Below are 17,472 nucleotides of genomic sequence, written 5' to 3'. Positions count from 1 at the left end.
CTTTATTAAGCTAGCTTCTCTTTGTCTATCGGCTAATACATTAATTTGACTACCAGTTTGACCACCTTGAGTTTCTCACCACCGCAACTTTACATCCAACACGAATGAAATGAAATTTCAGTTGCCTTATAGCCTATATTTATTCCATACATTTTATTGCCCTTTACCACACAAGCGGTTATCTGAATTGTTTATTCAGAAAACATCGATTATGAAAACATTCACTTTAACAATACCGGGTTTAGGCGACTTTAATGTTAAGCCGTCCGGCGAAGAGAATACGTTCATCTTAACGGAAGACATTGGCGATAGGTCATATGTAATAAACAAAGATACTGACGGTAATTGGTTCATGAAAACTTCAGAAGGCGCGACGACTACAGAAACTATGCTGAATCAAGATACCATTGGAAAGCTAATTGAAGATCGTATAGGCTAAACGGTCAGGTTCAATCACATTACGGGTAAAGCCGGAGTGGAAAATAAAGCAGCGATATCTGTTGCAATTTTTTATTCACCGTTTTCGGGTTCTGTATTTTTTTTTGTCATCTTATACTGGTGCAGCCGTTGCGCAGATTCGATTGAATGGGACTTATGGATATCTTTTTCATTTTCGGCTCTATCGGAAATGATCTGGTAATACTTATGCAATGTATCAAGTTCTTCCTTGCTCAGATCCTCAATATCTACAAGTCGGTTACTTGCTTTGCGACTAGCCGCTACCAGCTCGTTCAGTTTTAATTGAGTAGCTTTTGAATCTTTATTCTGGGTTTTCTGTATAAGAAAAACCATTAAAAAAGTAATGATGGTGGTGCTGGTGTTTATGACAAGCTGCCAGGTATCTGAAAATCCAAAAACAGGACCCGACGCAGCCCACCCAACAATAAATCCTAAAGCGATCCCGAATGCCCAGGAAGATCCCGTCCACTGGGTAATTTTATTTGCCGCCGCTTCAAACTTTTCACTAAACTTACTCATATTCTTCTATGTTGTTCCTATCCCTTGCATTCTGGATGTTCTTGACATCTACTATATCTAGTTGTTTTCTACTGGAACAATCAAATGCATCGTTTAGTTGAAGCTTTTTTTATTTCATAAACCTAATGCCACGCAGTTTATTGATTTTCTCGAAGTTATCTTTGTGTTGGCAACGACAAATTGTTAGCTATTAGCTGTACAATAATTATTGCCCACGGTTTTCCATTTCAATCCCCAATGATGTAAATCCAAAATGATGGCTAAGAGTTCTCTCCCCTTTTCAGTCGTTGTGTAGCGAATCTGGGGCGGTGTGGTATCCGGAATATCGCTAGCAGTGATGAGTGATTCTTCTTTTAATTCTTTAAGCCTTTTGCCTAAGATCTGATCGGAAAGCGTGGGGAAGTTTTTTTTCAACGCGGTGAACTGAGCGATACCTTCATTGATACAATATAATAATTGCATTTTCCATCGCAGTGAAATACTGGCCAATACGTCATTTACGTCGCAGGCTTCTGCTAATGTCTGCCGATTTTCGCTATTGGTCGATAGTTCTTTCCGGGGGGTTGCCATAGTGTAATCTTGATAATCTTTACTCACTTTGGGATGAGTTATTGTGTTGCCTAACACCTCACCATACTTTTGTAGTCTTCGTTTAATCATACAAATTTATTAAAAAATGAAACCTCCGCGATAGTACCGCTAACACAAAAGGTAAAAAAAAAGGAGGTTTCATAAGGCAGTTAAGAAACAAAATATTTTAGAATGAAACAGTTTAAAAGCGTAGTATTACTACTATTATTGGTAAGCGTCCATATCTTTGCGACGGCAAAAGCTCCCAAAAATAACCCGGTATTTGTACTCGTTCACGGCGCTTGGCATGGCGGATGGTGTTGGTCGGACGTAAAGCAAAACCTTATCGACAAGGGCTACAAAGTTTTTACACCAACACTTACCGGACTTGGTGAACGTAAACATTTGGTTAGCGAAAAGGTAAACCTGGATACGCATATTGACGATATTGTCCATCTGATAGAAATGGAAGATTTGCACGATGTTTACCTGGTTGGACATAGTTATGCCGGTGCTGTTATTGCGGGCGTTGCCGACCGTATTCCGGAACGATTATCGAAATTGATTTTTCTTGATGCGATGATTGTTGAAAATGGACAAAGCGCTATTTCTCTACAGCCCGATGGTGTGCAGCAACTGCAATTAAAAAACATCAAGAGGAAGGAGAACTTCGAACCTTTTGATGTGGCATTATTTGGTGTTACCGATGCTGTTGTGGCTACTTCGGTTAAGAAAAGATTGACGCCTCAACCTTTTAATACGTTTGCTCAACCACTGAAACTAAAGCATAAATATGGGAATGGCCTACCGCTAGTCTATATCGCATGTACCCGCCCACAACTGCCTATAATGAAAGAAATGAGCGATAAGGTTCAGGCAGACAAAAACCTGAGTTGGCAACATATTGAACTTCGCACCGGCCATGACGCGATGATTACCGCTCCAAACGAATTGGCCGACGTTTTTGAGGGATTGATCAATTAGCTAACGTTGACGACAAGGGTGTAGGGGTACCAATCCAAAGGACGGCCAGTTGACTGAAAGGCAACAGTGAAAGCTTGACGTTGTATAAGGTTTGATGAAAGATTTTTAGCCGGAGAAGGGAGCTTGTAAATAAGTAAAGTCATCAAGATATCAATATATTTGATCGCAGAAAGAAGCTTACATTTTAATTCGGGAGAATAGCGATGAAACAAGGTAGAATGATCATAATTACCGGTTCGCCGGGGACAGGTAAAAGTACAACGGCATCCATAGTGGCTAAGGAATCTACTTTATCAAAGTCGGTACACCTGCACACCGATGACTTCTATCACTATATCTGCAAGGGGGCAATACCGCCATTTCTACCGGAATCACAGGAACAGAACTTAATTGTTATTGAAGCCTTTTTGGAAGCTGCAAAACGTTTTGCACGTGGTGGATTTGATGTAGTTATTGATGGGATTGTTGGCCCGTGGTTCTTAGGCCCGTGGTTACAAGCGGTACAGGATAATTATGAAGTACATTACATTATTCTAAGAGCGACAAAAGAAGAAACGATGAAACGGGCAATCAGTCGTTCCAAATTAGACGAGGAAACGAACACGGAGTTGGTGGAAAAGATGTGGGAGCAATTTAACAACTTAGAGCACTATGAATCAAATGTCATTGATACAACAGATCTATCCATCGAACAAAGTGTTGCGAGAATAAAAGCTGAGATTGAAGAAAAATCTTCTTTACTTATCCACTTGATGTAACCGTCCATGTACGAACAGCGTTTCAAATACGCTTATCGATAGTTTGTTACATTTGGAATCATTGCCGCACGATACATTCTCTTACATATCTTTTCCACAAGGAGAGGTCTTTCAACAAAGAAATTTGTAAACTTGTGCTCACGTAAATTTTATGAAACTACGCTATTCTGATATAAGGAAACATTTGCGTGTTAACAGATTAAATGGCTCCGCGGACAATGTTGCCACCCTAACCCACTATTTGCAAAATCAGGATCTAGAATCGAGCGCGACATATGAGCAATATGCGCACAGTTTTTACGAAGAACTTCAACGGAATGTCCCCGAATTCGGAGATATATCCATGCAGCACCTTAAGTCGATCAAGTGGGATATTCCTTTCCCCTCTCCTGACAGACCAAAATTCACATTTATAGATCTTTTTGCGGGGATTGGAGGATTTCGATTGGCTTGTCAGAATCTTGGAGGAAAATGCGTGTTCACCAGCGAGTGGAACGAGAGTGCCAAAAGAACCTATGAAGCTAACTTTGCGGAAGTGCCTTTTGGAGATATCACCAAAGAATCAACAAAAGCCTTTATCCCAAAGCAATTTGATGTTTTATGTGCAGGATTTCCTTGCCAGGCTTTCTCCATTGCCGGAAAAAGGGGTGGTTTTGAAGATACGCGTGGAACGCTTTTTTTTGATGTTGCGGAGATTATCAAGCGACATCAACCGAAGGCCTTCTTTTTGGAAAATGTAAAAGGACTTAGAAATCACGATAAGGGGCGCACTTTAACCACGATATTGAACGTGTTGCGGAATGACCTAAACTATTTTGTTCCGGATCCGGAGATCGTCAATGCCAAAAATTTCGGAGTGCCACAGAACAGGGAACGCATTTTTATTGTGGGTTACCGCAAAGATTTGGGGATAGATCGCTTTGAATATCCTGAACCCTTGGATGAACCGGTAGCCATCGAGGATATTTTTGAAGAAGAGGAAGTCTCCGTGAAATATTACTTGTCAACGCAATACTTAAAGACGTTAAAAGAACATAAAGCCAGGCATGAAAGTAAGGGTAATGGCTTCGGATTTGAAATCATACCAAATGATGGCATTGCCAATGCGGTTGTTTGTGGAGGCATGGGAAGGGAACGAAATTTAATAATCGATAATAGACTAACGAATTTCACACCGGTTACAAAAATAAAAGGAGAAGTGAACCGAGAGGGAATCCGGAAAATGACTCCTCGCGAGTGGGCTCGTTTGCAGGGTTTTCCGGACACGTACAGAATCTGCGTATCCGATGTGCAGGCTTATAGGCAATTCGGAAACTCAGTTGCCGTGCCCGCAATTCAGGCCACAGCTGAGAAATTGCTGGAACAATTAAATTTGCAATAAAATGTGAATTTTAACCTCCTTTCAACTATTAATAATCATCAGAATTAGGAAAGTGCATTGGGTGGAGGGCCTCCTGCGGGTTTACCTTTACTTTCAGGTAGGGGCACATACTCTTCATTATCCATGGGTGGCAAATCGATACGCCCTTGTTTCCAGTCTTCTTTGGCCTGTTCAATCCTTTCTTTTCTACTGGAAACAAAATTCCACCAGATATACCGATCACCTAAGTGTTCACCGCCAAGCATCATCAACGTAGTATGTTCTTTGGCAATAATCACCGGATCAACACCCTTAGTAAATACCATGAGTTTTCCGGCGGTATAGATTACTCCATTTACTTCGACACTGCCCCTAACAATGTAAGCGCCTCTTTCGCTATGCCCGGTAGGCAGGCCAAAACGGACGCCCTGATCCAGTATAACGTGCACATAGAACAAGGGTGAGTGCGTTTTGACATTACTTTTCAATCCGTATGCATCGCCTGCAATCAAACGCATCCAAATACCTGTATCAGTAAATACGGGCAATTGTTCGGGCTTATAGTTGTCAAAGGTAGGATTGCTTTCTTCATCCTTCTCGGGAAGTGCTACCCATGTCTGTATCATTTCCAGTTCGCCTCCGTTCAGCATTGCGGGATCTTCGAAACGTTCGCTATGGGCAATGCCTTTTCCGGCAGTCATCCAATTTACTTCGCCCGGTTTTATCACTTGTTCTACGCCAAGACTATCTCGGTGGGTTACATTGCCGCTGAACAAATAACTTACCGTAGATAAACCAATATGCGGATGCGGCAACACATCCAGTTTATTGACCGTCGCTGCCGGAATATTTACCGGTCCGCCATGATCCATAAAAATAAACGGCCCAACCATTCTGCGAAGTTGATAGGGAAGAATACGTTTAACGGCAAAACCGGGAGCAATTTCGGCCTGTCTGGATTCTATAATGATATCAAGCATATGACATTACAACTAGTGAGACGTAAAGTTAAGGACATTAACGAAAGCACAAAATAACATAGGATAAGAAAATGCTATTAAAGGAGGTAAAATCCATTAGTAGCCATGTGATGGCTTTTAGGGGTCAGAACTTTCCTCCTGACCCTTAAAGTTATGGGATTAATCCGCTAGCTTTTTCTTAGTAAATCAAGCAGCTTTTTAGCTGCTTCTTCTGAAGACGCCGGGTTTTGTCCGGTAATTAGATTCCCATCCTGCACAGAGTAGCTCTTCCAGTCCTCCGTTTTACTATAGTTTCCACCAAGTTTTTTTAACTCATCTTCCACCAAATAAGGAACAACATCTGTTAATTGAACCGCTTCTTCTTCAGTGTTGGAAAAACCGGTAACTTTTTTTCCTTTTACCAGGGGATTTCCCTCTGCATCTTTCACAAACCGTAATACGCCGGGCGCATGACAAACGGCAGCAACCGGCTTACCTTCTTTCCAAAACGCTTCGATCAGTTTAATGGAACGCGCATCGTTGGTTAAATCCCAAAGCGGTCCGTGGCCTCCCGGATAGAATACCGCATCGTAATCTTTTTCATTCACATCACTTAATGGAATGCTATGTGCCAATTTTTCCTGCAGGGCCTTGTCTGCATCAAAACGTTTAGTGGCTTCCGTTTGGAAATCAGGAAGTGCACTTTTAGGATCTATCGGAGGTTGTCCGCCTTCGGGTGATGCGATCGTGACCTCTACGCCTGCATCGGCCAAAACGTAATAAGGAGCGGCAAACTCTTCCACCCAAAAACCTGTTTTTTCACCGGTATCTCCCAGTTGATCGTGAGAGGTAAGTACAATTAGTACTTTAAAAATTACTTTATCCATTTCTTTTAATTTTTATTGTCATAAAATGATAGTACAAAGTAGCGGATAAAAAACAGCATCATTAGGTGATATAGATCACATTTTAGAAAGCCGCTATTTTTAGTGAGCTAGGTCACATCATTTACTATGGTAAAGTCTGCTGAGCGTTTCTCTTGAAACTCCCAAATATGCTGCGATCAAATGTTTCGGAACAAGATTGTACAATTCAGGATATTGGTGCATTAGTTCCTCGTACCGACTACGGGCATCGTTATTTAATAGCGATAAAATTCTTTTTTGCAAACTGATATAACCTTTATTGGAACGCCATCTTAGAAAAGTTTCAATTTCGCGAATTTCTTTACAAGCCTTTTCCCTCTCTTCACTGTGGAGACAAAGCGTTTCTGCATCCGCAACGCAGTCAACGTTTACAGTAGCTCTTTCATTATTGTACAAAGCTTTATAGTCGGATGCCCACCAAGTTCGCATGGCAAATTGCAAAATGTGCATTTTTTGTTCGTCATTTACGAAAAACGTCTTCAAGCAGCCACTTAACACGAAATATTCGCAATCAACCTCGTCTCCTACATGAATGAGCTGTTCTCCTTTTTTGAAAGAAACTGGCTGGAAGAAAGAAAAAAAATAATCAAACTGTTCGTCACTCAACTGAATAGTTTTATGGATATGTTGCCGGAGCATTTCGTATGGCGTCATGCAAATGTATTTGTCTTATTAACAGGTAAGTCTTGATGATGCTATTGCCTACAGCACTATGTTACCTAACAACAAGCAATGGTAAGTATAAACAGTTATACAGCAATCTCCGAATTTATTAATTTTTTACAAAAGTTTTGGATATATGCGAATTGTTCGTAGCAATCCTGAGAAGAACTTCTGAAACTCAAACAGCAACCAGGTAAAAAAATCCTTGTTGACTCCGTTAGCCTACTTCCGGAGTTGATAACTGCAGGCTTATTGATGAATTAATTTGGTTGTCCGCCCGGTCATTGTAGGAAGAGGGCGCTCATTGCTAAATGCCGGCAGCCTCCAGGAAAACCTCAATTTAAAGCTGGTTGCTAAAAAATTTTTTAAATCCGGATATGTGACACTTCATTATTTGAAAAGTGACACTTAACTTTGGAGGCTGGCCACACAAACCCAGTTAAGTATTATAAACACTGAAACCTGAGGCAAACGACAAAAGAATTCTTATTTTCACCTATTATCAATATATTAGTTAAACCCTTTATGGAAGCTAAAGAAATTTTAAAAGCTCATGTCTCTAAGTTAGCTGCGTTATCAGATGAGCAGTTCGAATATTTCTTCTCGCATTTTAAAAAACTAATCTTTAAAAAAGGACAGGCTATTATTACTCAAGGCGATGTTGTTGACTGTGAATATTTTGTGGTTTCGGGTTGCTTAAAATCGTTCTATGTAAACGATGATCTGAAAATGTTCATTCTTCAGTTTGCCATGCCTACCTGGTGGACTTCGGATTACAATGCACTATATAACCAAACTAGCGCTACCATTAACGTAGATTGCATTACTGATGCAGAAGTGCTTTGTCTTAGCGATGAAGACCGGGAGAAATTATGTGCTGAGCTACATCAAGTAGGACATTTTTTTAGGTGGAGAACGAATAGAGGTTATGTTGCCACCCAGAATAGGCTGCTCTCTTTTATGAATAATAACGTAAAGTATAGGTATGAAGAGCTTTTAAAATTATATCCTGAGCTGTATAATACCGTTCCAAAAAACCTGATTGCAGCTTACTTGGGAGTCTCAAGAGAAACGCTTAGCCGACTATACCATACCTAAAGTGCTGTTGTCTAATTTCTCTATACTTTGTGAAGAATTAGACCATAGCTACCTACCAGCAATCATCAAACAAACCCGCGTACGACTTGTGGGCAATTACTTAACACGCTATCCTCCTAATTGGCGAGCCTGATATTCATTATAGATGTCCACCTCGGACACGAAATACATTCGATAGCAACGATTACTTACGATGGAGGAAGTTCGGAAGTGATCTAGATCACATAAAGCTGAGGCTTATTTAAATGTGATGTAGATCACCTCTCCGACTCTAAAATACTAGCGTAATTTGTTCTGTATTTAAAACATAAACAATATGAAAACTCAGAAATTCAAAGTTATAACACCACAAAGCAACATAGACTGGGTGGGAAAAAAAGTAACGGGCGCACATAATGGAACCATTTCTATTAAAGAGGGCGAAATTATATTGAATGAGGGTAAACTTACTGGCGGTAAATTTATCATTGATACCAATTCTATAAAAATTCTGGATGTAACCGACCCTACACTTAACGCCCAATTCTTCGGTCACCTAGCTTCTGATGATTTTTTCTCATCCGAAAAATATCCTGAGGCGATTTTAGACATAACATCGGTTACGGACAGTCATGTTGAGGGAAACCTAACTATTAAAGGTATTACCCATCCCATTAGCTTTAATACGGTTGTTAATGTAAATGGCGATACATTAACCGCAACCGGCTTGATTATAGTGGACCGCACCAAATACGGAATGAAATTTCGTTCGGGAAATTTCTTTCAGAATCTAGGCGATACGCTTATCTACAACGAGTTTGAACTGAATATAAAGGTTACTGCAAAAGTTGCCTAAAGTTAAAATTACAATTATGCCGTACGTAAAAATCGAAGTTACTCGCGAAGGAGTTACAAGAGAACAAAAACAAAAGTTAATTAGTGGAATTACCTCCTTAATAACAGATATATTGAATAAAGATCCGCAATTAACTCATGTTGTGATACAGGAAATTGACCTGGATGACTGGGGATTTGCCGGAGAGCAGGTATCAATTTTAAGAGAAAAAGGTATTACTGCCGATAGAAAATAATAAAATGAAAAAGCAAACAATAATAGTAACTGGTGCTTCTTCAGGCATTGGTAAAGAAGTAGCTCGCCACTTTTTGGAAAAAGGCGATCATGTAGTGATCAATTCATCAACCGCTGAAAAACTCAGGGAAATTTATCACGAATTAGGTGCAGGTGAAAATCTTGCAATGATGGCAGGTAATGTAAGTGATCGAAAAACAGGGAAAAAACTCGCTGCTATAGCCCTCGACAGATTTGGTTCAGTGGATGTATTGATAAACAATGCTGGTATCTTCGAAACTAAACCCTTCCTACAAGTAGACGAGGCGTACTTGGATCGCTTTTTAAACACAAATTTAAAAGGGACTTTCTTTACAACCCAAGCGGTTATTCCGCAAATGCTTAAACAACGCAACGGCGTTGTGATCAACATTGGTACACCATTAGTAAATCATGCACTTGGCGGGCTGCCCATCTCTGCACAAATGGCATCCAAAGGAGCAATACATGCCCTTACAATACAGCTTGCAGCTGAGTTTGGGAAAAACAACATTAGGGTGAATACCATAGCACCCGGTACTATCCGCACACCGATGCACGGAAACAAAGCAGATGAAAGTGCGACCTTACACCTGCTAAATCGTGTAGGCGAGGTAGAAGATGTCGCTGAGATGGTTTATACAGTTGCTAAGAGCAATTTCATTAGCGGTGCTATCATTAATGTAGATGGCGGTATGGCCGCTGGCCATCACTTGAATTAAGTGGAAATATATTTTTATTATCTTTTGGTCTTATTTCTTTCAAGTACCCGAAGTACAAAATCAAAACACAATGGATAACAACAGGGACGAATTAGCGGCAATTACCTATGCGCTAGAAGATTTTTACCTTAAAGGTATTTACAAGGGTGATGTTGACAGGTTGCGTAAGGTATATCATCCTAACGCACTTGTATTAGGCGATGTAAATGGTGTACCTTATGCCAAAACGCTTGAACAATACCTAGATGGTGTCAAAAACCGCCAAAGCGTTAAAAACTCTGGGAAACCTTTTAAAGGAACCCTTATATCAATCGATATAATTAACTCTATTGCTGTCGTCAAGCTACACGTTAAGATGTATGATTTTAATTATGATGAATTTCTGTCCTTTCATCGAGTTAACGGGCAGTGGCTTATCGTGAATAAAATGTTAACCAATGTAATCAAATAATAATTATGGTGTTATGTGGTATAAAACAAAAGTATCTAAAATTATGGGTATACAATACCCAATACTACAAGGGCCGTTTGGCGGCAAGCTGTCATCTGTAGAACTGGTATCAACAGTATCCAATGCAGGAGGCCTCGGCGGTTATGGAGCGTACACGTTAAGTCCACAGGAGATAAACGAATTGATCCGCCAGATAAAGGCGGCTACTAATAAGCCATACAATATCAACCTGTGGGTATCTGATACAGACGCAGTAGATGATACGGTGTCAGATGAGCAATTTAAGCAATCGCAGCAAGTATTCAAACCTTATTTTGATGAGTTAGGGATAGACCTGCCAGAGAAACCAGCGCCCTTCAAAACTCGTTTTGAAAACCAGGTGGAAATAATTTTGCAACAACGTCCGCCTGTATTTAGCTTTATATTCGGTATCCCCTCTGCTACTGTTTTGGAACAATGCCATAAATTAAATATTGTGACAATTGGAACTGCAACCACACTGGATGAAGCTATCGCTTTAGAAACCGCCGGTGTCGATATGATCGTCGCGTCAGGATTCGAAGCTGGAGGGCATCGGCCTTCGTTTCTAGCATCAGCCGAGCAATCCACCGTTGGAACATTTGTATTGCTTCAGCTTATTAAAGAGAAGGTAAAAACACCAGTTATAGCCGCTGGTGGTATAGCTAACGCAAAAGGCGTTGCAGCAGCGTTGACGCTCGGTGCGGATGCGGTGCAAATTGGAACAGCTTTCTTGGCTACAGACGAATCGAATGCTACTACCTTTCACAAACAGATGTTGTTTTCTGATGCAGCCCGATATACCATGCTATCGAAAGCTTTTACCGGAAGATTAGGCCGAGGATTAATTAATCGTATCGCTCAGGACTTAATCCCTCAAGAAATGAATTTTTTGCCCTTTCCGTTGCAAACGCAATTTATGTCGCATATCCGGAAAGCCGCAATTGAACAAGAAAAGTGGGACATGATATTCTTTTGGGGCGGCCAGATAGCTCCTATCTTAAAACACACCAAAGCAAATGAGCTAATGCAAACAATAGTTAAAGAAACAACAGCATATCTTAAACAGCTAAAAGCTTAACATCATTAAAATGCAATCAAAATAATTAATTAAACGCGATTAGTATGCAAAATGAACAAGTTATTGTTGATTCAAGCTTTACAGCTATGATCAACGCACCGATTGAAAAAATTAACATTCCGGAATGGTGCTTTACGCTTCCTGAACATGAATATCAAGCGTGTTCGCCTGCCCACGTTACTTCGGGTGTTACCACGTCGCCAGACGGTAAAAGGATGTCTGTAAATGTTGAAGTTCTTGGAGGAAGCCTAATGGTTCAGCATTATATTGAAAAGGTATCAAAGCCATCGCATCTTATATTGGAATCCGTCTCTGACATATTTACACCTAGCGGACACATTAACATTCTTGTTCATTGGGAGATGAGCGTAAAAAAGATTGACGATAACACCTGCGAATTCACGAACCGAGTTATTTCAAAACCCACTGAGGAATTTATAAAAAGTATTGAAAAACAAGGGATTCCATTTGAATTATTCAAAAGCCAACGGCAGCCGGTATCGATTTATCACAATCAAAGCGAGACTCCTCTGTTCGCAAAAAGTATTGAACGATATGCTTTCAGAAATAATTAATATGGTTTGCAAAATTTGAAGGAAAATGAGAATTCAAACATACGAAGGCGACAATACCGCATTATTGTTTATTGATCCTTACAATGATTTTTTGTCAGAAGGGGGAAAAATTTGGCCGAGGGTTAAAGATGTCGCTGAAGATAACAACCTGTTAAATAATCTTCGTACTATTGTAAAAGCGGTCCGACAAGCTGATATCCCTGTGTTTATCGTGCCCCATAAACGGTGGGAATCCACTGACTATCAATACTGGAGGTACCCTAACCCGACGCAGCTGGCTATTATGGACCGTCATTCATTCGCAAAGGGTACTTGGGGAGGTGACTGGCACCCAGATTTTGCTCCCCAAGATGGAGATATTGTTGTTAAGGAGCATTGGGCGCAAAGTGGTTTTGCCAATACAGACTTAGACATGTTGCTAAAACAGCGAGGTATTAGTCACGTGATAGCTATTGGTTTGCTAGCCAATACCTGTGTCGAAGGCACCTGTCGATTTGCGATGGAATTAGGTTATCATGTAACCTTAGTAAAGGACGCCACCGCTGCCTTTACTAAGGAAATGATGCATGCAGCACATGTACTTAATGGGCCTACGTATGCCCATCTCATATTGACAACCGAAGAACTGGTAAAAGCACTGCCGAGAAAGCAATTATAGGCTGGCTACTTTACAGCCGCTGGCTTCCTTTGAACAACGGACGGGTCTTATTTAAAGGTAATACCAATACAATAATGAAACATGAAATAAGTTGTTGACTAAATTGGATTAAAGCGGATGACGGTTAGTAGGGAGCTGTTAGGACAAAAATTTTACAAAATTCCTTATTAACGTTAGCACCTCATCAAAATGGGTATCCAGCACATCGTGCCCTCCATCTAAAATATGAATTTGCGCGTTGGGCAGATCCTGCTTATAACAAGGCACTTCTTTCACAGAAAAGAAAATTTCATATTTTCCCCAAATGACAAGGGCCGGTGGTTGGTGTTCGCGAAAATAGGCCTGGTAAACAGGAAACATTTCTAGGTGGGTTTTGAAATCACAGTTTAACTCAAACTGCTTTTCAATATTACCCGGCCTCTTCAAAAACTCCCAGTCAAGCATCCAAAATTCCGGACTGACCCTCGATAATGTTTCTTTGGGAAGCCCACCGAAGTATTGGTTTTTTATACCTTCTACGCTTAAAAACTTAATGAGCTTTTTTTTCTTTTCAGCCGTTGGGTTGTACCAGTAGTCGATATACTCGTCCCATTCAGGTCCCATACCTTCTCGGTGCGCATTACCGCTCTGAACAATAATACCTGCAATCTTCTCCGGGTGATTGATGCATAGTTGAAGTCCAATCGGTGCACCATAGTCATGGAGATAAATAAAGTATTTGTTTAAATCTATCGCCTCAGTCAGTTTGTTTATCAAAACAGATAGATTCCCGAACGTATAGTCAAAAGTATCCGGCACGGGAAATTCACTGAAGCCAAATCCGGGATAATCCGGAGCGACAAGATGATACTGATCAGACATGGCAATCATTAAATTTTTGAAAGCTACGGATGACGTCGGGAATCCATGTAATAGCAATAGGGATGGATATTTTCTATCGCCAGCCTCCCGGTAGAAAATATCAATTCCATCGATTTTGATGGTTCTGTTGTAGATTTGCCTCGACATGCCATTGTATTTAACTGAAATATACAGGCTTAACCCAAAGAGTTATACCGCAATCGTTTAGAAATAACATATGCATGTTATATTTGTTCTGAACGATTGGAAAGAAAGTCTGTATTGCATTTCTTAAACCAACTTAAGTTTCATGTGCTTTTCTGTTAGTAATTTTGTACTGTTAATTTAAAAATTTAGCTATGGCCATGAAATTAGTACAATTTCCGCAACTGTTTTTAAGGTTTGCTCTTGCTATGACGATGCTCTCAGCAGTTGCAGACAGACTAGGTTTTTGGGGAGATAATTCAGCCTGGGGAAACTGGCAGCGTTTTGAAGAATATACGGCAACGCTCACATTTTTTCTTCCTCCAACTTTAAGCAGATTTTCCGCTTATGCAGCCACTTTTTTGGAAATTGTGTTATCGCTATTACTGATTTTGGGCTTTAAATTAAAATGGACCGCTATTGCTACGGGAATTCTACTGTTGCTATTTGCGCTTTCAATGTCCGTTTCTTTGGGAATAAAAGCACCGCTCGATTATTCGGTATGGGTGGGTAGTGCAGCTGCTTTTCTATTAGCAGTTCAACAAAAACCCAACAATACCGGTAGCTCGTTATGATATGGATGTGACCACTATTGAATATCGCAATTAGTTTATTTCATCAAATAGGGGTACTTATCAAAGCCTGATATGTTGATTAAATTTCAATTGCTTAATTACCGGTCTGGCTGTTTTCCCGTTGATGTTTCCACAGCTCATCAAATAGCACACTACGTGCCTTCAAATCGACAAAATTACCTTCATCAACTATTCTTCCATTTTGCAGAATGTAAATATAATCGAAATATGGAAGTAAGTATAAGCGATGCAAACTGGAGATAAGTGCTTTTTCTTTAAATTCTTCAAAAAGATGTTGATAGATTTTAACCTCTGTTTTAGGGTCTATGCTGCTGGTGGGCTCGTCTAGCAAGACAATACTGCTTGATCGCGCCGCTAGTATACCTCGCGCAAGGGCCAGTCGTTGTTTTTGTCCTCCGCTAAGATTTACACCCTTTTCTTGAATGTGCGACTCCAAACCTTTGGGAAGGGTTTGTACGACTTCTGCAAAATGAGCAATTCGACAGACTTCCATCACTTCCTCATCAGAAAAGGGAAGCCCTAGGGTGATATTGTGCTTGATCGTGTTTTCAAATATTTCCGGCTCTTGCGGGAAGAGGGTGACAGCATCGGCCAAGCTAGCAGCATCAATTTGCTTACTTCCATCTAATCTAATACGTGTATCGGACTGATAGGTATATAAGCCCCTTAGTATGGCCATAAGCGTGCTTTTACCACTGCCGCTTTCTCCAATCAACGCAATCTTCTGCCCCCTTTGAATGGTAAGATGAATATCATGCAGGCTGTGCGCATTTTGACCGGAAGAATAGGTTTCGGTATGCGAGAAATTCAAACCCTGTACCTCAACCTGCTGCCATTCATTTGGTAGTGCTACCGTAGCCTCGGCCTGATGCTGTTGTTGATAAGCATCGCTAATATGACGGGAGGTTTCCACATCGGTATTAAATTGAACGATCTGCGTATATTGCCAAGCTACGTCATGAAAAACGCTCGTGAACTGGTTGACAAATCCCAGCAGGGCAACTAGATTACCGATTAAAAAGAGTTGACCGGGCTGCCCGTGCTGATAAATATATCCCAGTACGGTAACTACATAAATAAGCGCTACAAGCATATCGGCGATGAACCATTTGAATTCATTTACATGTACGGACGTTTTATAAGGAGGATAAACATCAGCTACTTTCCCCATTAAACTCTTTTCCATTCTATTCTGTAGCCGCAAAGTAATCACGGTGATGATATTAGAAAGGCTGTCAAACAGTGTTCCGGATACGATATGATCTTTTTCGTTTGTTTCGTCCAGTGCCTTGATATAGGGCTTATCAAACCTGAAAATGACGTAAACCGTCAGCATGCCGATACCTACACCGATCAGCCCAAACAACGGCGAAAAAGCAATCATAGCAATGAGAGAGAACACAAACTTCATCAATGCATAGGTATACATAAATCCGTTTTCAAAAAAGGATTTCAAGGCTGTATAGGCTTTCCGGATTCTATTGATGGTAATTCCGGAGTGATTATCCTGATGCCACTTCACCGGAAGATGTAAGGTTTGATGATAACGATCTTGCAAAAAATTTCGGCTAAGGGCGAATGCCAACTTCTGTTCAAGTATTCTCGCCGGTCCATGGAAACTCCATTCCACCAACTTGAGAAGCATATACGCCCCTACATAGAGCCAAGCATAATGTAGGTACGCAGCTCCTTCCTGCTGTATACCGTTGATGAACCAGCCATACAGTAGCGGATAAGTGGCAAAGGCTGCACTGGCAAGAATAAACAGCCCATATATGAAAACATAGCGTTTCTTCTCACCTCGGGCATAAGTCCAGGCGGTGCGTAATAGGGAGATGTAAGGGTTAGCCATAATTCAATGTAAAGGTAACTGATTATGTGCAATACCCTTAATTTTTTTACGCTAGACAATTTAAATGAATTGGCGACAACACCCTAACGGCGGTTAAAAATGATGAATTAGCTAATTTATATTTAATTAAAGGAGTTCCGGAACGCTTGCGGTGATAGCTTCGTTTTGATTTTAAAAAGCTTGCTGAATGACTGTGAATGTTCAAAACCTAGTGCATAAGCTACTTCACTCACGGATAAGTTGGTGGTAGAAAGCTTCTCTTTAGCCTTTTCAATTACTTTTGCATGAATATGCTGTTGCGCGTTCTGCCCTGTTAGAGAACGCAACATATCACTCAGATAGCTGGGCGAAAGATGTAGCTTTTCAGCAAGGTAGCTCACAGTTGGCGTGCCCTGGCTTGACGGCATTTCTTGATCAAAATATTGGTTTAACAACTCTTCTAGTCTCTGCAACAGCTCATTGCTAACGACCTTACGCGTAATGAATTGTCTCTTGTAAAAGCGATTGGCATAATTAAGCAACAACTCGATCTGGGAGATCATTACGTCCTGACTGAAGTCGTCAATCCGGTTATTGAGTTCTGTTTCGATATTACGGAAAATGGACATGATGATTGCTTTCTCCTCTTCCGACAAATGGAGTGTTTCGTTGGCGGCATAAGAGAAAAAACCATACTGCCTAATCTTTTTTGTCAAGGGATATCCTAAAAAGAAATCGGGATGAATCAACAGGGTGTATTCTGAACATACAGCGCCCTCATCATCATTACCGCCTATTATCTGACCGGGGGAAGCGAATAACAGGCCTCCCTCATCAAAATCATAGTAACCTTGGCCATACTTCAGCTTTCCGCTCAGCTTTGGCTTGTACGAGATTTTGTAAAATCCCAAAACGTGACGTTGCGGAATTTTAAAAAGTTCGATCTGAGTGTGTGCTCCATTGATAAGGCTAATAAGCGGATGCCGGGGCTGAGGCAAACCAAAAACCCGATGTGCATCTGAAAGCGATTCAAATTTATGCAAGCTTTTTTCTTCCTTTTTCATGCCAACAGCTAATATAGTCATAACCGGCTAGTTATGATAACCGGTTATG

General features: G+C 40.7%; 21 protein-coding genes. 13 read left to right on the top strand and 8 right to left on the bottom strand.

Annotation, left to right across the window (positions count from 1 at the left end):
• Positions 1-211: 211 nt before the first annotated feature.
• The gene (locus E0E36_RS04765) at positions 212-439 is read left to right on the top strand and encodes a hypothetical protein (RefSeq protein ID WP_013664198.1); all 228 of its coding nucleotides are present in this window, start codon (positions 212-214) and stop codon (positions 437-439) included.
• Between the two features lie 71 nt (positions 440-510).
• On the opposite strand, the gene E0E36_RS04760 is transcribed toward E0E36_RS04765, so the two are convergent.
• Positions 511-978 (bottom strand): low affinity iron permease family protein, encoded by a 468-nt coding sequence (locus E0E36_RS04760; RefSeq protein WP_130854918.1) that lies wholly within the window; start codon positions 976-978, stop codon positions 511-513.
• A gap of 183 nt (positions 979-1,161) precedes the next feature.
• A complete protein-coding gene (locus E0E36_RS04755; RefSeq protein WP_013664200.1) occupies positions 1,162-1,638 on the bottom strand; it encodes a winged helix-turn-helix transcriptional regulator in 477 nt (158 codons plus the stop codon).
• Positions 1,639-1,740: 102 nt separating this feature from the next.
• Here E0E36_RS04755 and E0E36_RS04750 point away from each other — a divergent pair, with 102 nt between their 5' ends.
• From E0E36_RS04750 to E0E36_RS04740, 3 genes are all read left to right on the top strand, one after another.
• Positions 1,741-2,532, top strand: a complete 792-nt coding sequence (locus tag E0E36_RS04750) for an alpha/beta hydrolase (protein ID WP_130854917.1) — start codon at positions 1,741-1,743, stop codon at positions 2,530-2,532.
• Between the two features lie 218 nt (positions 2,533-2,750).
• On the top strand, positions 2,751-3,290 hold the full coding sequence (locus E0E36_RS04745) for an AAA family ATPase (protein WP_479724659.1): 540 nt from the start codon (positions 2,751-2,753) through the stop codon (positions 3,288-3,290).
• A 151-nt stretch (positions 3,291-3,441) separates the two neighbouring features.
• Positions 3,442-4,671, top strand: coding sequence for a DNA cytosine methyltransferase (locus tag E0E36_RS04740; protein WP_013664203.1), 1,230 nt, complete (start codon positions 3,442-3,444; stop codon positions 4,669-4,671).
• Between the two features lie 44 nt (positions 4,672-4,715).
• Here the strand turns inward: E0E36_RS04740 and E0E36_RS04735 are convergent, their stop codons facing one another.
• From E0E36_RS04735 to E0E36_RS04725, 3 genes are all read right to left on the bottom strand, one after another.
• Complete coding sequence (locus tag E0E36_RS04735; protein ID WP_013664204.1) at positions 4,716-5,630, bottom strand: pirin family protein; 915 nt, start codon at positions 5,628-5,630, stop codon at positions 4,716-4,718.
• A gap of 167 nt (positions 5,631-5,797) precedes the next feature.
• Complete coding sequence (locus E0E36_RS04730; protein ID WP_013664205.1) at positions 5,798-6,496, bottom strand: type 1 glutamine amidotransferase domain-containing protein; 699 nt, start codon at positions 6,494-6,496, stop codon at positions 5,798-5,800.
• 117 nt (positions 6,497-6,613) lie between these two features.
• Positions 6,614-7,189: a Crp/Fnr family transcriptional regulator gene (locus E0E36_RS04725; RefSeq protein ID WP_130854915.1), complete on the bottom strand. Its 576-nt coding sequence runs from the start codon at positions 7,187-7,189 to the stop codon at positions 6,614-6,616.
• A 534-nt stretch (positions 7,190-7,723) separates the two neighbouring features.
• Here E0E36_RS04725 and E0E36_RS04720 point away from each other — a divergent pair.
• The 8 genes from E0E36_RS04720 to E0E36_RS04685 all read left to right on the top strand — a co-directional run bounded on the left by E0E36_RS04720 (position 7,724) and on the right by E0E36_RS04685 (position 12,888).
• A complete protein-coding gene (locus E0E36_RS04720) occupies positions 7,724-8,296 on the top strand; it encodes a Crp/Fnr family transcriptional regulator (RefSeq protein ID WP_130854914.1) in 573 nt (190 codons plus the stop codon).
• A gap of 316 nt (positions 8,297-8,612) precedes the next feature.
• Positions 8,613-9,131 (top strand): YceI family protein, encoded by a 519-nt coding sequence (locus E0E36_RS04715; protein WP_130854913.1) that lies wholly within the window; start codon positions 8,613-8,615, stop codon positions 9,129-9,131.
• Positions 9,132-9,147: 16 nt separating this feature from the next.
• Positions 9,148-9,366, top strand: a complete 219-nt coding sequence (locus E0E36_RS04710) for a tautomerase family protein (RefSeq protein WP_130854912.1) — start codon at positions 9,148-9,150, stop codon at positions 9,364-9,366.
• Positions 9,367-9,370: 4 nt separating this feature from the next.
• Positions 9,371-10,105, top strand: coding sequence for an SDR family NAD(P)-dependent oxidoreductase (locus E0E36_RS04705; protein ID WP_130854911.1), 735 nt, complete (start codon positions 9,371-9,373; stop codon positions 10,103-10,105).
• 70 nt (positions 10,106-10,175) lie between these two features.
• Complete coding sequence (locus tag E0E36_RS04700) at positions 10,176-10,556, top strand: nuclear transport factor 2 family protein (protein ID WP_130854910.1); 381 nt, start codon at positions 10,176-10,178, stop codon at positions 10,554-10,556.
• 13 nt (positions 10,557-10,569) lie between these two features.
• Positions 10,570-11,655: an NAD(P)H-dependent flavin oxidoreductase gene (locus E0E36_RS04695; protein WP_130854909.1), complete on the top strand. Its 1,086-nt coding sequence runs from the start codon at positions 10,570-10,572 to the stop codon at positions 11,653-11,655.
• Between the two features lie 44 nt (positions 11,656-11,699).
• Positions 11,700-12,230: a hypothetical protein gene (locus E0E36_RS04690; protein WP_130854908.1), complete on the top strand. Its 531-nt coding sequence runs from the start codon at positions 11,700-11,702 to the stop codon at positions 12,228-12,230.
• A gap of 25 nt (positions 12,231-12,255) precedes the next feature.
• Positions 12,256-12,888, top strand: a complete 633-nt coding sequence (locus E0E36_RS04685; RefSeq protein ID WP_130854907.1) for a cysteine hydrolase family protein — start codon at positions 12,256-12,258, stop codon at positions 12,886-12,888.
• Between the two features lie 138 nt (positions 12,889-13,026).
• Here the strand turns inward: E0E36_RS04685 and E0E36_RS04680 are convergent, their stop codons facing one another.
• Positions 13,027-13,896 carry an alpha/beta fold hydrolase gene (locus E0E36_RS04680; RefSeq protein ID WP_130854906.1) on the bottom strand — a complete coding sequence of 290 codons (870 nt, stop codon included), beginning with the start codon at positions 13,894-13,896 and terminating at the stop codon, positions 13,027-13,029.
• Positions 13,897-14,087: 191 nt separating this feature from the next.
• Between E0E36_RS04680 and E0E36_RS04675 the strand changes: the two genes are divergently transcribed.
• Complete coding sequence (locus tag E0E36_RS04675) at positions 14,088-14,507, top strand: DoxX family membrane protein (protein ID WP_130854905.1); 420 nt, start codon at positions 14,088-14,090, stop codon at positions 14,505-14,507.
• Between the two features lie 94 nt (positions 14,508-14,601).
• On the opposite strand, the gene E0E36_RS04670 is transcribed toward E0E36_RS04675, so the two are convergent.
• Together E0E36_RS04670 and E0E36_RS04665 are read right to left on the bottom strand one after the other, a co-directional pair.
• On the bottom strand, positions 14,602-16,380 hold the full coding sequence (locus E0E36_RS04670; protein ID WP_130854904.1) for an ABC transporter ATP-binding protein: 1,779 nt from the start codon (positions 16,378-16,380) through the stop codon (positions 14,602-14,604).
• A gap of 122 nt (positions 16,381-16,502) precedes the next feature.
• Positions 16,503-17,444 carry a helix-turn-helix domain-containing protein gene (locus E0E36_RS04665; protein ID WP_013664212.1) on the bottom strand — a complete coding sequence of 314 codons (942 nt, stop codon included), beginning with the start codon at positions 17,442-17,444 and terminating at the stop codon, positions 16,503-16,505.
• Between the last annotated feature and the right edge of the window lie 28 nt (positions 17,445-17,472).

The organism is Olivibacter jilunii, from assembly GCF_900607235.1.
GTDB lineage: Bacteria > Bacteroidota > Bacteroidia > Sphingobacteriales > Sphingobacteriaceae > Olivibacter > Olivibacter oleidegradans.
The sequence above is the reverse complement of the archived record's forward strand: the minus strand, read 5'-3'. Positions and strand labels throughout refer to the sequence as shown.

Coding starts and splice junctions, on each gene's coding strand:
- E0E36_RS04765 (WP_013664198.1), top strand. CDS start 212: ATGAAAACATTCACTTTAACAATACCGGGTTTAGGCGACTTTAATGTT.
- E0E36_RS04760 (WP_130854918.1), bottom strand. CDS start 978: ATGAGTAAGTTTAGTGAAAAGTTTGAAGCGGCGGCAAATAAAATTACC.
- E0E36_RS04755 (WP_013664200.1), bottom strand. CDS start 1,638: ATGATTAAACGAAGACTACAAAAGTATGGTGAGGTGTTAGGCAACACA.
- E0E36_RS04750 (WP_130854917.1), top strand. CDS start 1,741: ATGAAACAGTTTAAAAGCGTAGTATTACTACTATTATTGGTAAGCGTC.
- E0E36_RS04745 (WP_479724659.1), top strand. CDS start 2,751: ATGATCATAATTACCGGTTCGCCGGGGACAGGTAAAAGTACAACGGCA.
- E0E36_RS04740 (WP_013664203.1), top strand. CDS start 3,442: ATGAAACTACGCTATTCTGATATAAGGAAACATTTGCGTGTTAACAGA.
- E0E36_RS04735 (WP_013664204.1), bottom strand. CDS start 5,630: ATGCTTGATATCATTATAGAATCCAGACAGGCCGAAATTGCTCCCGGT.
- E0E36_RS04730 (WP_013664205.1), bottom strand. CDS start 6,496: ATGGATAAAGTAATTTTTAAAGTACTAATTGTACTTACCTCTCACGAT.
- E0E36_RS04725 (WP_130854915.1), bottom strand. CDS start 7,189: ATGACGCCATACGAAATGCTCCGGCAACATATCCATAAAACTATTCAG.
- E0E36_RS04720 (WP_130854914.1), top strand. CDS start 7,724: ATGGAAGCTAAAGAAATTTTAAAAGCTCATGTCTCTAAGTTAGCTGCG.
- E0E36_RS04715 (WP_130854913.1), top strand. CDS start 8,613: ATGAAAACTCAGAAATTCAAAGTTATAACACCACAAAGCAACATAGAC.
- E0E36_RS04710 (WP_130854912.1), top strand. CDS start 9,148: ATGCCGTACGTAAAAATCGAAGTTACTCGCGAAGGAGTTACAAGAGAA.
- E0E36_RS04705 (WP_130854911.1), top strand. CDS start 9,371: ATGAAAAAGCAAACAATAATAGTAACTGGTGCTTCTTCAGGCATTGGT.
- E0E36_RS04700 (WP_130854910.1), top strand. CDS start 10,176: ATGGATAACAACAGGGACGAATTAGCGGCAATTACCTATGCGCTAGAA.
- E0E36_RS04695 (WP_130854909.1), top strand. CDS start 10,570: ATGTGGTATAAAACAAAAGTATCTAAAATTATGGGTATACAATACCCA.
- E0E36_RS04690 (WP_130854908.1), top strand. CDS start 11,700: ATGCAAAATGAACAAGTTATTGTTGATTCAAGCTTTACAGCTATGATC.
- E0E36_RS04685 (WP_130854907.1), top strand. CDS start 12,256: ATGAGAATTCAAACATACGAAGGCGACAATACCGCATTATTGTTTATT.
- E0E36_RS04680 (WP_130854906.1), bottom strand. CDS start 13,896: ATGTCGAGGCAAATCTACAACAGAACCATCAAAATCGATGGAATTGAT.
- E0E36_RS04675 (WP_130854905.1), top strand. CDS start 14,088: ATGGCCATGAAATTAGTACAATTTCCGCAACTGTTTTTAAGGTTTGCT.
- E0E36_RS04670 (WP_130854904.1), bottom strand. CDS start 16,380: ATGGCTAACCCTTACATCTCCCTATTACGCACCGCCTGGACTTATGCC.
- E0E36_RS04665 (WP_013664212.1), bottom strand. CDS start 17,444: ATGACTATATTAGCTGTTGGCATGAAAAAGGAAGAAAAAAGCTTGCAT.